The following is a 13755-nucleotide window of genomic DNA, read 5'->3' as shown; positions in this document are numbered from 1 at the left end:
TAATTATAATTTTAATCCATAAGCTTTAACTCTATTTCCTCATGCGACTTATCTGTCATTACTTTAACAAAATAATTACGAGGATTATTTATTTTAACGCCTTCCAACTCATAAAAAATACTCTTATCTTTAAGTGCATATTTCATATTATTACTAGTAAAAACTTCTTTCTTATTAGAATCTAAAATTTGTAACTTTGAAATTTGAATATGAGATTCTGCTTTATTTTTAACTATAAGCTTATCATTCTCAATATTAAAATTTAATTTTAAGTTATCTTGCTTTCCAATAAATAATGGCAGGTTAAAATTCATCAAGAAAGTAATAGATGATTCTTTTACAGGTTGAGGTAATTCCTCAATTACAATGCGCCAGGCACCCTCTTCCCGACCATCCAATACAGATACTATTGGACGATTAAAACCAACACGTATAACTTGTTTCCCATTAGGTTTTAAAATAAAATTTCTTGGATTAATTATAAGAGTATCATCCTTCTCCAACACATCTTCACCTTTATCATTTTGATCCCATTTAAATGCTTTCACCTCGAATATTTTTTTTTCTACTTCATTTATAGACTCTAAAGTAAGTGTTGTTGTTTTTTGTTTTTTACCATTAAATATATACATTTGCACTGGATCAATTGCAACATCCGCCTTCCCGCCAGAAAAATAAAAAAAAGATAAAAAAAATAATATAGTTGTTTTTCTCATATTATAATTTTCCATTTAAAAGTATAATGAGGAAACCTAACCCAACATAAATATCAGGTTAGGTTGATTAAATAAATTAGTAGTAAGCTTTAATTAGATAGCGATCGGTATAATTACCTGCTAACTGTGTAGCATCAACTGCAGTATTGGTAACTGCAAGTGTATAATTATCAACTGCTTGACCAGCATGATTTGAATTACCAAATGGAACAGCACCTGCAGCACCTTGTTTAGTCGTCACAATTGTTGTAGCAATTGTTTTAGATGCATCTGTTTCATGTTTAACAAACGTAGTATTATTAGCACCGGCATTTGCAGTTTGTAAATTTAGAACATAAGGGGTATTTGTTGTAATTGAATAATTTGTAGTTTGGGTTCCACCAGCAGCAGATAATACTATTGCATTTCCACCAGTTAAAACACATTTCTTATTAATTTTAAGTGAAATTGGAATTTCTTTTTCACAGCCTAAAGTATTACATTTACTCCAGTCAATTGGTGGTTTAGGAGGATGATAACCACCTCGAGCTGCTTCATCTTCTGCAAAAGATGCCGTAGAACAAGCACCAAGAACTAATGCCGCTAATGCCGATTGTGTAATTTTGTTCATGATTTTCTCCATTTCTTTTTAATAAAAGAATATGTATATGTAGTTATTTTAACGATTACGCTTTAACTCTTATTATTATGAGTAAAGTTAAGTAACCGTTAACTTATCTTATTATCTTTGACCTAAAAATATGCAAAAGTTTATTATTCACAATACTACTCTCTATTTTTGGTTTTTTATTTGTTTTAAAAAATTTAATCCTATACTTATAAAAGGTTAAGACAAAAAATAAATTGATACAATTTAAAAATATTTCTAACTATGTCAAATAAAAAGAATAAAATAATCTTTAAATTTTATAAAAAACAATTAAACCACTAATTTTATTATTTTTTTATAATTTACCTTAACTTACAAAAAAATAAAACAAAGTTACGAAATTTACAAATAGTTGTAAATTAAGCAACTTTATTTAAGAAATGTGTGATTTTGTCGAAACTTTTGCTTTCTTTTTCACACATCAAGACTTTTCTTAGCTATGAAAAACTTTCTAAAAAGCAATAATTAATATAAATTAACTAAAAAAACAATATGTTAATATACAATAATCTTCTTTCATAAATAAAAATTGAACACTATTTTGCTTAATATTCGTCCTCTAATTTTCTTGGCATTCGTGCCTAATTTATGAATGAAACACATCGATTCAAAAAGTTTTCAGAAACACAGTTTAAGCGATATACAGGCATATCATGGTCAACTTTTTATTTAATGGTTGATCAATTGAAGAAACATGTTTTAACTCAAGGCAGACCGCCCAAGTTAAGTATTAAGGATCAGATTCTGCTCTGTCTAAGCTATTGGCGAGAATACCGAACCTTATTTCACGTTACTACGAGTTACGGAGTTTCAGAGCCAACAGCCTCAAGAATTGTAGGTCATGTCAAAGATTGGCTGATCAAGTCTGAACTAATACAATTTATAAAAGAACTCTAATATATGAACCGCTACCACAATTACAGCTATTTAATCTAAATCAACTGAATTAATAATTTTTCTTTTTAAAGACCATGTTTCTGTATCAACTAAAACAGTGAATAATTCAATATTATTATTCCGACTAAATTCTTTTAACTGTAAAATTTTAGGAACTTTATAACCATCGATTAAATTATCATACTTCCTTCTTTGATCACGATAACTATTTTCCCCAAGATATATCTCAACAAATGCATCTGATGGGATGCTTTTTAAGAATATACTTCTTGAACCAATATATTTTCTTTCCCACTGCTCTCCATCCAACTCAAATCTCTTATCTTCCTTTGAATGATAAGAATGGTATTCCTCACTCCCCAAACATTTCATTACCCTAACCTCCTCTTCATACGCCCAACATAATTGCTTATAAAGAACAGCATGTTTTAGTAATCTCTCATGAGATTCCCACCATATATGATGCTTACTTCCAATTTGCATTAATTGCACGGCATCTATTGAATTAATTGTTGTGGCACTGTATTCACATAAATTATCTCTCCTCTCTGAGCAGGTATCGTATAATTTTCAAAACTTTCTAAACCTGCCTTCTCTATATCAATCCCGATCACCATTCCTTTATGACTATCTGCATAATGAGACCACATTAAAGGATTTAAGGGGGCTCGAGTTAAAGACAATACTGCATATTTATTGATAAACCGACTTCTTACAGCTTGCGTTTCTACACCAACATTTACCGTTTCCCCCATTAAAGCTAAAGCCGTCACCTCAAATGGATCATTAAAATCGCGCGGCAAAGAAAAGCCTAAAGTACTTGTTTCTAATATTTTTAAACCAGCATCAAAGCCAACATATTTATATAAAATCATTAGACCTTGTATCTTGGAGGTTGTAGTGATTAGCTTCCACTATATGCAAATTGTAGAGTTTGTAATAGACCTAAGACTTTTAGTCTGTGCAAGAGATAAAACCTACAATTTGCCCTAACCACTTGCACAACTCTGGACGGGTAACTAAGCACTTTGATGCTGCATTCACAAGAAAAGACGGTGGTTATGCTAAAACAATAATTGAATAATTAAAGCAGGTAAAGATTATGTTTTATCTTGGTATTGATGTTGCTAAAGCTAAAATTGATTGCTGTTTAATTTTAGAAAATTCTGCAAATAAAAAGAAAAACCAAAACTTTTTCAAATACACCAAAAGGTTTTGAGCAACTTCAAATCTGGCTAAACCAGCATGCTGCAACTTCTACGCAGACCATTATCTTAATGGAAGCAACATCTATTTATCATGAACTCTTGGCTAAATATTTATTTGATGAGGGCTATCAAGTCTCTATAACCAATCCTGCCAGAGCTCGATATTTTGCTCAGAGTATGTCTAAGCTGAATAAAACAGACAAGGTAGATAGTGAGGTTCTAGCTCGATTTGCGATGACTGCCAATCTACATTTTTGGCAACCTTTACCCAAACATATTCAATTGCTGAATGCTTTACTGGATAGAAGAGCTGTTCTTTGTGAAGATTTACAACGTGAAAAGAATCGTTTGGAAAAAGCAGAGTCTACCTTCACGATGGAACCTGTACTTCAGTCTCTCCACAAGAGTATTGAACAGTTAAACAAACATATTCAGGGTATCGACCAACAAATTGATGATCACATTGATCAGAATCCTGATTTAAAAAATGATAAAGAACTGCTCAGCAGTATTCCAGCCATTGCAGATCGAACTAGTTTATTAATGCTCAGTTTCTTGCGCAGTCATACTTTTGAAAGAGCTAGTCAAGCGGCCGCCTTTGTTGGCTTGGTGCCCACTCAAAAGCAGTCAGGTAGCTCCATTCATGGCAGAAGCCATTTATCCAAAGCGGGCTCTTCCAAAATACGTGCCGGTTTATATATGGCAGCCATTGTCGCAACTCGGCATAATCCTCATATTAAAGGGATGAATGAAAGATTATTAGCTAATGGTAAAACCAAAATGATGGCGATTGGAGCTGCAATGAGAAAGTTGGTTCATCTTTGTTATGGTGTACTCAAACACCAACAGCCTTATCAAGCAGATTATTGAGCATGAATTTTCGATAATTTGCTTGACGTTTCAGACGGTATCTCTTGCGTTAGTCAAAATTTAATCAGTGATAAGCGTTGATTTTTAAATAAATATCAAAGTCTAAAATAATACTTTCGCAAGAGGTCTATTATTCTTATCCAATAAAAAACCCCACTTTGGCAGGGCTTTTATAGCATAAAAATCAGCCAATTAAGAGATTGGTTTTTCTATTTATCAACGATTTTGTTTGCTTGGCTCCAAGATATTAAAAAATAGGGAAAGCACTGCTTTCCCCATTTTTTAAGGCACGTAAACATAGAAATAAAAAACCCACTCAAATTAAGTGGGTTTTCGCATTCAAATCAATTGATTCGAGAAATTAGTTTTTCTCTTTATCTACGATTTTGTTTGCTTGGATCCAAGGTACGAAAAAAGAGGCAAGCGCTGCTTTCCTCTTTTTAAGGCACGAAACCTTAGTTCTTTTCTTTATCTACAATTTTGTTCGCTTGAATCCAAGGCATCATCGCACGTAACTTGTTACCAGTAACTTCGATACCATGAGCAGCATTTTGACGACGACGAGCAGTCATAGATGGGTAGTTCAACGCACCTTCTTGAATAAACATCTTCGCGTATTCGCCAGATTGAATACGTTTAAGCGCATTACGCATTGCTTCACGAGACTGTTCGTTGATTACTTCAGTACCCGTTACATATTCGCCGTATTCAGCGTTGTTTGACACTGAGTAGTTCATGTCCGCGATACCGCCTTCGAACATCAAGTCAACGATCAATTTAAGTTCGTGTAGACATTCGAAGTACGCCATTTCTGGAGCATAACCCGCTTCAACAAGAGTTTCGAAGCCCATTTTAACCAATTCAACAGCACCACCACAAAGAACTGCTTGCTCACCGAAAAGGTCAGTTTCAGTTTCTTCACGGAATGAAGTTTCGATGATACCTGTACGGCCGCCACCTACGCCTGAAGCGTAAGAAAGAGCAACGTTACGCGCATTACCAGAAGCATCTTGGTGAATCGCGATAAGATCAGGAACACCTGAACCACGTTGGTATTCAGAACGTACTGTGTGACCAGGAGCTTTAGGCGCAACCATGATTACGTCTAAGTCAGCACGTGGAACAACTTGGTTATAAAGAATCGAGAAACCATGAGCAAATGCTAAAGTCGCGCCTTGCTTGATGTTTGGCTCAATTACGTCACGGTAAAGTTGAGATTGGAACTCATCTGGAGTCAAAATCATCACTACGTCAGCTTGTGCTACAGCAGCAGGAACTTCAGCAACTTTAAGACCTGAATTTTCAGCTTTCTTCCAAGAAGCAGAGTTCGCACGTAAACCTACAGTTACGTCAACGCCAGAATCTTTCAGGTTAAGCGCATGCGCGTGGCCTTGTGAACCGTAACCAATGATCGCTACTTTCTTAGATTGGATGATAGATAAGTCACAGTCTTTATCGTAAAAAATTTGCATTGCTGTCTCCGCTTAAATGCTTGTTTGTCCGTTAAATCAGGCAATGACCCTTAAATTTACATTGCCTGATACCCTCTTCTTATTCAGATGAGGAAATACTTAAAATTTAGATGGTGAGTACTTTTTCGCCGCGTGCGATACCTGATACACCTGAACGAACCACTTCTAAAATCGTGTGTTCTGCAAGTGCATCAATAAACGCATCCACTTTTTCAGTGGTACCCGCGATTTGAATGGTATAGGTCGTTGGTGTTACATCGACAATCTGACCACGGAAAATATCTGCCGTACGTTTGATTTCGTCACGCGATGAACCCAATGCTTTGACTTTAATCAGCATCAATTCACGCTCAATATGTGCACCTTCAGACAGGTCAACCACTTTCACCACTTCAACCAGCTTGTTAAGCTGTTTGGTAATTTGCTCAATCTTGTGATCATCACCATAAGTGGTCAATGTCAAACGTGAAAGTGTTGGATCTTCAGTCGGGGCAACGTTCAATGTTTCGATGTTGTAGCCACGCTGTGAGAACAAACCCACTAAACGAGAAAGCGCGCCTGATTCGTTTTCTACGAGTACAGAGATAATATGTCTCATTTCGTGCGCTCCCCTTTAGCCAACCACATATCCTGCATCGATTGACCCGCAATCAACATCGGATAAACGTGTTCGGTACGATCTACCATAACGTTAATAAATACGCACTTGTCGTTAATTGCCATCGCTTCTGCAAGCTTCGACTCTAGTTCATCGGCATGATTAATCTGAATACCGACATGACCATAGGCTTCCATCAGTTTGGCAAAATCAGGCAATGAATCTACATAAGAACTTGAATGACGTCCTTCATAGTTCATATCTTGCCACTGCTTCACCATCCCTAAAGACTGGTTATTCAGGCACAGGATTTTGACGTTCAGGCCATATTGCTTACAGGTCGACAGTTCCTGGATACACATCTGAATCGATGCTTCACCGGTGATACACACCACTTGCTGTTCCGGGTATGCAAGCTTCGCAGCCATTGCATACGGCAAGCCTACACCCATGGTGCCTAGACCACCTGAGTTGATCCATTGACGTGGACGTTTGTATTTGTAATACATCGCACCAAACATCTGATGCTGACCGACATCAGAAGTAATGATCGCTTCGCCATTGGTCACTTTATCCAATGCCTGAACCACTTGTTGTGGCTTCATCACGCCATCAACACCCGCTTCAAAACGACCGCCATGAACCTTGCGCCATTCATTGATCTGTTTCCACCATGCCGCAATCGCTTCAGGATTTGGCTTAGAAACATTAAGCTGTTTCAACTGGTTCAACATCTCATTCAGTACAGGCTCTACAGCACCGACAATTGGAATGTGCGCCATAATGGTTTTTGAGATTGTCGCTGGGTCGATATCTATATGAATGACTTTAGCATTTGGACAGAATTTTGCAGGATTGTTGGTCACACGGTCATCGAAACGCGCACCCACACACAGAATTACATCTGCATTGTGCATGGTCATGTTAGCTTCATAAGTACCGTGCATACCCAACATACCGATGAACTGTTCATCATCACCCGGGAATGCGCCAAGACCCATCAAGGTATTGGTCACTGGATAACCCAATAGATGCGCAAGCTCTGTCAACTGTGCTGAAGCATTGCCTTGAACCACACCACCGCCTGAGTAAATAACTGGGCGTTTAGCATGGATCAGTTCTTCAATCGCTTTACGAATTTGACCTGAGTGACCACGGAACGGTGGCTGATACGAACGCATCTTCACTTTTTCTGGGTATTCGTAAGCAAATTTCTCTGCAGGATTGGTCGCATCCTTTGGAATATCAATCACTACAGGACCTGGACGACCTGAAGACGCAATATAGAAGGCTTTCTTGATAATCGCAGGAATTTCGCTGGCATGACGCACCTGGAAGCTATGTTTCACGATAGGACGTGAAATACCGACCATATCGGTTTCCTGAAATGCATCTTCACCAATCAGATGACTCGCAACCTGACCTGACAAAATCACCATCGGGATTGAGTCCATATAGGCCGTTGCAATTGGGGTCACCGTGTTGGTTGCGCCCGGACCTGAAGTCACCAGCACAACACCGGTCTTGCCTGTCACGCGTGAGTAAGCATCGGCCATGTGACCAGCAGCCTGTTCGTGACGTACGAGATAATGATTGATTCTGTCTTGTTGAAATAGCGCATCATAAATATGAAGAACTGCGCCGCCTGGGTATCCAAAAACATGTTCAACGCCTTCGTCCGCTAATGCGCGAACAAGCATTTCACCACCAGATAGAAGTTCCAACGTGATTCACCCTAATATTATTCACTGCACAAATGGGAGGCATTTGCAGTGTTTCGTTTGTTAACTGTCTGCACTGTTATAGCACACAAATTTCATAGTTTTCAAAGCAATAGGAAAAAAATCTGATCTCTTCACTGTTCGAGCAATACGGGATCTAAAACATGTTGGGATAAACATATTTTGCTTAGCTTTGTTCAATTTCTCGGCTAGAAAAATCGCCCACTGCATGAAATGACACTTAGTCGAAGGGTGATCGATCTAAGGCATATAAAACTATTGCAGCATTCTTGTGTTTTCAGGCTTTAAAGTCAAGTTTAAAAAACAGACAATCCATACTTACTAGTGCCTAGATCTGCTGTTTTTAACAGCAATATCAGCTCATAGCCATGCATTGACTGTCTTGTCTATTCATCTAATCCAATAAAATTCATAGAGTTAATGGTTTAATTTTATAAATTTTTAATATGTCTTATATAAAAAAAATGAATGAATTTTTATTAAATGAAAGGAAATTGTTTATCAATAAATTTTGTATACGAAGATTTATCTCTGATTTCTTACACGCTAGAGTGGGTTTGTTTAAGCGATTAACATCGAATAAAGCAGATAAAAATCCATCACTTTTACTGAAAATATCACTACAATCATTGCAGTATTCCATGCCTAGCAAGCCGAGGCCCAAGAACAATGAAAATATCTTTTTTAACCGCCTTCAGTCTAAGCTGCGCAATATCTCTGGGCATCTATAGCACCAGTGCGTCAGCAATCCAGTATTATAAATGGGTCGATGCCAAAGGTATCACGCATTATACCAAGACCCCACCGCCAAAATCTGCGAAAAAAGCCACCACAGTGGATACTTATGGCTGGAAAAATTCAGCACCGGCATCCTCAAAACCGGCTGAAACTGAAGCTCAAACCGAGAACACGTCGCAAGAACAACAGCAACAAGCCCCTCAAGTTCCTGCGAATCAGGACCAGCAACAACGTGAAGCCAACGAAGCCTTGCAGCAATCTAAAAATCGTGCAGTGGCTTTATAAGATACCTCTCTTACTAGAACAGCAGGTTTTTTCTTCGGGAAATGCCGGCGCAAAATTCACTTTTAGGTGCATTTTGCGCTATGCTGTGCAACAGACTTTTTTCACCGTAATTCACTGATACGTTTATGACTACTCACATTGATTCCGAATATCAAGCCAGTGCGATTGAGCCTCAAGTCCAACAGGATTGGGAATCTCGCAAAGCCTTTAAAGTTGCCGACAAAGTAGAAGGTCCACGTCGTTATATTCTCTCGATGTTCCCTTACCCAAGTGGCAAGCTGCATATGGGTCATGTGCGTAACTATACGATTGGTGACGTGATCAGCCGTTTCCATCGCTTAAAAGGTGAAACTGTCCTGCAACCGATGGGTTGGGATGCTTTCGGTCTGCCTGCTGAAAACGCAGCGATTGCACACCAGGTTGCACCGGCAAAATGGACATTTGAAAATATTGCTTACATGCGTGACCAGTTGAAAAAACTCGGTCTAGCCGTAGATTGGGATCGTGAATTTGCGACCTGTACCCCTGAATACTATCGTTGGGAACAATGGCTATTTGTTCAGCTTTATAAAAAAGGCTTGATCTACCGTAAGCTTTCAACCGTGAATTGGGATCCGGTCGATCAGACTGTTCTTGCCAACGAACAGGTTGAAAATGGTCGTGGCTGGCGTTCAGGTGCATTGGTAGAAAAGCGTGATATTCCAATGTACTACTTCCGCATCACTGATTATGCGCAAGAGTTACTTGACGATTTAGACACGCTTAAAGATGGCTGGCCACAACAAGTGTTGACCATGCAGCGTAACTGGATTGGCCGCTCACAAGGGATGGACATCACTTTCCCTTCAGCAAATCCTGACGTGTATGCAGATGGTTTAACGGTATTTACTACCCGTGCCGATACCTTGATGGGCGTAACGTATGTTGCAGTTGCAGCAGAACACCCGATGGCGCTGAAAGCGGCTGAAACAAACCCAGAATTGGCTGCATTCATTGAAGAATGCCGTATGGGTTCTGTGGCAGAAGCGGATCTTGCGACTGCCGAGAAGAAAGGCATGGCAACCGGTCTTTCTGTGAAGCATCCTGTGACTGGCGAAGAAGTTCCGGTTTGGATCGCCAACTATGTATTGATGTCTTATGGTTCAGGTGCAGTGATGGCAGTTCCATCACACGATGAACGTGACTTCGAATTTGCCAATAAATATGGCTTGACCATCAAGCAAGTGATTGATGCTAAAGGCGCAGATGATGCTGACTTTGATGCGACTCAATGGCAAGAATGGTATGGCTCGAAAGAAGGTAAACTGGTCAATTCAGCCGAATTTGACGGTCTAGATTTCCAAGGTGCATACGATGCATTCCTTGCTAAATTAGAACCAACAGGCCTAGCAAGTTCTAAAGTTCAATTCCGTCTACGTGACTGGGGGGTTTCCCGTCAGCGTTATTGGGGTTGTCCAATTCCAATGATTAACTGTCCATCATGTGGTCAAGTGCCAGTACCTGAAGAGCAGCTTCCTGTGGTTCTTCCGACTGACGTTGTTCCAGATGGTTCAGGTAACCCACTGAACAAAATGCCTGAGTTCTATGAAACGACTTGTCCAAGCTGTGGTGGCGACGCACGTCGTGAAACAGATACGCTTGATACATTCGTAGAATCGTCTTGGTACTATGCACGTTATGCATCTCCAGACTTTACGGGTGGCATGGTGAAACCTGAAGCAGGTCAAACCTGGCTTCCTGTGAACCAATACATCGGTGGTGTTGAACACGCGATTCTGCACTTACTTTATGCACGCTTCTTCCACAAATTGATGCGTGATGAAGGCGTGGTACAAGGCAATGAACCATTCACTAACTTGTTAACGCAAGGGATGGTGCTAGCAGATACCTTCTATCGTGAAGCAGACTCAGGTAAGAAAACCTGGTTTAATCCGGCAGATATCGAGCTTGAAAAAGACGAAAAAGGCCGTGTGCTTTCTGCCAAATATAAAGAAGATGGCCAAGACGTTATCGTTGGTGGTCAGGAAAAAATGTCGAAATCGAAAAATAACGGTATCGACCCGCAATCGATTATTGACCAGTACGGCGCAGATACGGCACGTGTGTTCATGATGTTCGCGGCTCCACCTGATCAATCACTTGAATGGTCTGATGCCGGTGTTGAGGGTGCAAACCGCTTCCTGAAACGTGTATGGCGTTTAGCAACAGGCTTCCTTGAAAAAGGTAACGGTGCATCAAACATCGACAAAGCGGCACTGTCTACGGCTGCACAAGACTTGCGTCGTAAGACACACGAAACCATCCAAAAAGTCGGTGATGATATTGAACGTCGTCATGCATTTAACACTGCCATTGCTGCATTGATGGAACTTTTAAATGCTAACAACAAATTTGAAGCTCAAGATGACAATGACGTTGCTGTCGCACGTGAATCGATTACCACGCTGTTAACTTTACTTGCACCATTTGCACCGCATTTAAGCCAGACTTTATTGGCTGAATTTGGGATTGAATTGAATTCAACTTTATTCCCTGCGGTAGATGAATCTGCGCTGACACGTAATACGCAAACCATCGTGGTTCAAGTCAACGGTAAGCTTCGTGGCAAGTTAGAAGTATCTGTAGATGCCTCTAAAGATGACATCTTGGCTCAAGCCAAAGCATTGCCTGAAGTTCAGCAATTCTTGACGGGTCCAACCAAGAAAGAAATTGTGGTACCGAATAAATTAGTGAATTTGGTGGTTTAAATCCTTAAGTTCCCTCTCCTCTCAGGAGAGGGCTAGGGAGAGGTAAATATATAACCCCTCATCCTAACCTTCTCCCAGAGGGAGAAGGAACTTTCTGAAGGATTTCACAATTCCCAAACAAAGCCCGTTGCCAGCCAACGGGCTTTGACTTTACAATCCAGTTCAGGATTTCAAATATTCCCCTTCGGGAAGCATAGAGGGCAACACATGCATTTGGGCAAACATTTAGCAGCAATTGTTTTAACTTGTGGTCTGAGTGCAGGCTTAGTCGGCTGTGGCTTTCATCTGAAAGGAACCAATCCGAGCTCCGCCCCTGTTGCTTACTCTGTCATGAGCCTGTCTTTACCGCCCAATACTGAAGAACTGCAAGAGAAACTGGCAGTTTACCTCGGTGCTGCAGGCGTACAGCTGAGTAATGCACCCAATGCTTATGTGTTACGTGTCCTGGATTACACCCCTCGCCGTCTGGAACTGAACGGTAAACTAGTTGAAACCTTGTTACGTTTAAACGTGACTTTCCGGATTGAAGATGCACAAGGCAATCCGATCACTGAACCACGCACTGTCGTGGCAACACGTACGTATCAATATGATATTGAAACGGTCAACACCGATGACCAGGAACAAAAATATCTGAATCAGGTCATTATTGATGATGTGGCGCAGCAGATCGCGCGTCAGATTTCATCGAACCGCTTACCCTTAGCCAAACAAAATACCTCAGCGCAACCTGCTCAATAAGACCTCTTTATGAAACTTGATTATCTGCAAGCCCTGAAACGTGTCGATGAAGCTCGCGGTGCTTGGGTCTTGCATGGTCAAGAGCCTTTGCTGGAACAGAATTTAATTGATGCCTTTCGGGCCAGCTGGCAAAAGCAGGACATTGAACGTCAACGCTATGACATTAGTTCGGTCGCCGACTGGAAAACCGTCTTTAATGCCTTGAACAGCTTGTCGCTGTTTTCAACCCAGTTGGCGATTGAAGTACATGGCAATATCAAACCGGATGCCAGCGCAATCAAGTTACTGAAAAACTATTTGCAGCATAATGAACAAAACCTGCTGTTGGTGGTGATGCCCAAACAAGATAGTAATAGCCTGAAATCCAGTTTCTTTCAGCTGATTGATGCCAATGGTGTGAATGTTTCGCTGGTGGCCAATTATCCAAAAGACCGGCAGCAGATTCTGGGTATTGAAGCTGAAAAACTCGGCATTCGTTTAGCCAATGATGCCTGGCAATGGCTGGAACAACATCATGAGCACAACCTGCTTGCAGCAAAGAACAGCCTGATGCGGGTTAGCGATACCTTTGCTGAAGTCGATATCATTCAGGTTGATCATTTATATGCATGTTTACAAGATCAGTCACGTTATAGCACCTATGATTTGAGCGATGCCCTGCTACAAGGTAATCTTTCCCAGTCGATCAAAATTTTTCAGTATCTAGTCGTTTCAGGTGAACCGATGAGCCTGATTTTATGGAGTCTCAGCAAGGAAATGCGTCTGTTGATGCAGCTGTTTGAACAACCGCAAAATGCCTTGCAAATCGGGATCTGGAAAACCAAAGTCGGGTTATATCAACAAGCCTTGCGCCGTCTCAGCCCACAGACTTTTCTGGCCTGGCCGGGGTTATTATTAAGAATTGATGCCTCAATTAAAGGACTCGAACATGAAAATCCGGAGCATTTGGTACTACAGGCGATTTCCAGTATCTGTGGCAAGCCCCTATTTCACTAAGTCTTTGTCAAAATTCGAAAAATAAAATAATAATCATTCCTATTAGTTTAAAAAAATACACGATTTATCCTAATTTCGCTTTTATAATCGTTCACA

The 13755-nt window shown here is 40.1% G+C and carries 12 protein-coding genes and 1 pseudogene; 6 read left to right on the top strand and 7 right to left on the bottom strand.

All coding sequences use genetic code 11. The features are described from left to right. Positions 1-11 precede the first annotated feature (11 nt). Together Q9R24_RS07315 and Q9R24_RS07310 are read right to left on the bottom strand one after the other, a co-directional pair. Positions 12-716, bottom strand: coding sequence for a fimbria/pilus periplasmic chaperone (locus Q9R24_RS07315; protein ID WP_311204269.1), 705 nt, complete (start codon positions 714-716; stop codon positions 12-14). A 76-nt stretch (positions 717-792) separates the two neighbouring features. Beyond that, the gene (locus Q9R24_RS07310; RefSeq protein WP_071850440.1) at positions 793-1326 is read right to left on the bottom strand and encodes a hypothetical protein; all 534 of its coding nucleotides are present in this window, start codon (positions 1324-1326) and stop codon (positions 793-795) included. Between the two features lie 627 nt (positions 1327-1953). Between Q9R24_RS07310 and Q9R24_RS14995 the strand changes: the two genes are divergently transcribed. After that, a complete protein-coding gene (locus Q9R24_RS14995) occupies positions 1954-2262 on the top strand; it encodes a transposase family protein (protein ID WP_143115412.1) in 309 nt (102 codons plus the stop codon). A 30-nt stretch (positions 2263-2292) separates the two neighbouring features. Here Q9R24_RS14995 and Q9R24_RS07305 read toward each other — a convergent pair whose 3' ends face one another. Then, positions 2293-2754, bottom strand: a complete 462-nt coding sequence (locus tag Q9R24_RS07305) for a DUF2971 domain-containing protein (RefSeq protein WP_228305200.1) — start codon at positions 2752-2754, stop codon at positions 2293-2295. Between the two features lie 5 nt (positions 2755-2759). Beyond that, the gene (locus tag Q9R24_RS07300) at positions 2760-3137 is read right to left on the bottom strand and encodes a DUF2971 domain-containing protein (RefSeq protein WP_228305201.1); all 378 of its coding nucleotides are present in this window, start codon (positions 3135-3137) and stop codon (positions 2760-2762) included. A 227-nt stretch (positions 3138-3364) separates the two neighbouring features. Between Q9R24_RS07300 and Q9R24_RS07295 the strand changes: the two are divergent. After that, positions 3365-4340: pseudogene (locus Q9R24_RS07295) on the top strand (IS110 family transposase). 455 nt (positions 4341-4795) lie between these two features. Here the strand turns inward: Q9R24_RS07295 and ilvC are convergent. The 3 genes from ilvC to Q9R24_RS07280 all read right to left on the bottom strand — a co-directional run bounded on the left by ilvC (position 4796) and on the right by Q9R24_RS07280 (position 8134). Next, positions 4796-5812, bottom strand: a complete 1017-nt coding sequence (ilvC, locus tag Q9R24_RS07290) for a ketol-acid reductoisomerase (RefSeq protein WP_004278368.1) — start codon at positions 5810-5812, stop codon at positions 4796-4798. A 106-nt stretch (positions 5813-5918) separates the two neighbouring features. Continuing rightward, complete coding sequence (gene ilvN / locus Q9R24_RS07285) at positions 5919-6410, bottom strand: acetolactate synthase small subunit (protein WP_004278369.1); 492 nt, start codon at positions 6408-6410, stop codon at positions 5919-5921. Beyond that, a complete protein-coding gene (locus Q9R24_RS07280; RefSeq protein WP_004278370.1) occupies positions 6407-8134 on the bottom strand; it encodes an acetolactate synthase 3 large subunit in 1728 nt (575 codons plus the stop codon). Before Q9R24_RS07280 ends, ilvN begins: the two co-directional genes overlap by 4 nt. A 687-nt stretch (positions 8135-8821) precedes the next feature. Between Q9R24_RS07280 and Q9R24_RS07275 the strand changes: the two genes are divergently transcribed. From Q9R24_RS07275 to holA, 4 genes are all read left to right on the top strand, one after another. Continuing rightward, a complete protein-coding gene (locus Q9R24_RS07275; RefSeq protein WP_219308419.1) occupies positions 8822-9175 on the top strand; it encodes a DUF4124 domain-containing protein in 354 nt (117 codons plus the stop codon). Between the two features lie 125 nt (positions 9176-9300). Continuing rightward, positions 9301-11922 carry a leucine--tRNA ligase gene (gene leuS / locus Q9R24_RS07270; protein ID WP_253147700.1) on the top strand — a complete coding sequence of 874 codons (2622 nt, stop codon included), beginning with the start codon at positions 9301-9303 and terminating at the stop codon, positions 11920-11922. A gap of 207 nt (positions 11923-12129) precedes the next feature. Next, a complete protein-coding gene (locus tag Q9R24_RS07265) occupies positions 12130-12663 on the top strand; it encodes a hypothetical protein (RefSeq protein WP_005103222.1) in 534 nt (177 codons plus the stop codon). Between the two features lie 9 nt (positions 12664-12672). Further along, the gene (gene holA, locus Q9R24_RS07260) at positions 12673-13659 is read left to right on the top strand and encodes a DNA polymerase III subunit delta (RefSeq protein ID WP_311204268.1); all 987 of its coding nucleotides are present in this window, start codon (positions 12673-12675) and stop codon (positions 13657-13659) included. Positions 13660-13755: the final 96 nt, after the last annotated feature.

Origin of the sequence: Acinetobacter sp. RRD8 (assembly GCF_031844225.1) — a bacterium.
Taxonomy (GTDB): Bacteria; Pseudomonadota; Gammaproteobacteria; order Pseudomonadales; family Moraxellaceae; genus Acinetobacter.
Note: the sequence above shows the minus strand (reverse complement) of the source record. Positions and strands in the feature narration are given on the sequence as shown.

What these genes read in the sequence shown, in the direction of transcription:
- ilvN (WP_004278369.1), bottom strand. Translation starts at nt 6,410, where the DNA reads ATGAGACATATTATCTCTGTACTCGTAGAAAACGAATCAGGCGCGCTT.
- Q9R24_RS07315 (WP_311204269.1), bottom strand. Translation starts at nt 716, where the DNA reads ATGAGAAAAACAACTATATTATTTTTTTTATCTTTTTTTTATTTTTCT.
- Q9R24_RS14995 (WP_143115412.1), top strand. Translation starts at nt 1,954, where the DNA reads ATGAATGAAACACATCGATTCAAAAAGTTTTCAGAAACACAGTTTAAG.
- holA (WP_311204268.1), top strand. Translation starts at nt 12,673, where the DNA reads ATGAAACTTGATTATCTGCAAGCCCTGAAACGTGTCGATGAAGCTCGC.
- Q9R24_RS07275 (WP_219308419.1), top strand. Translation starts at nt 8,822, where the DNA reads ATGAAAATATCTTTTTTAACCGCCTTCAGTCTAAGCTGCGCAATATCT.
- leuS (WP_253147700.1), top strand. Translation starts at nt 9,301, where the DNA reads ATGACTACTCACATTGATTCCGAATATCAAGCCAGTGCGATTGAGCCT.
- Q9R24_RS07310 (WP_071850440.1), bottom strand. Translation starts at nt 1,326, where the DNA reads ATGAACAAAATTACACAATCGGCATTAGCGGCATTAGTTCTTGGTGCT.
- Q9R24_RS07265 (WP_005103222.1), top strand. Translation starts at nt 12,130, where the DNA reads ATGCATTTGGGCAAACATTTAGCAGCAATTGTTTTAACTTGTGGTCTG.
- ilvC (WP_004278368.1), bottom strand. Translation starts at nt 5,812, where the DNA reads ATGCAAATTTTTTACGATAAAGACTGTGACTTATCTATCATCCAATCT.
- Q9R24_RS07300 (WP_228305201.1), bottom strand. Translation starts at nt 3,137, where the DNA reads ATGATTTTATATAAATATGTTGGCTTTGATGCTGGTTTAAAAATATTA.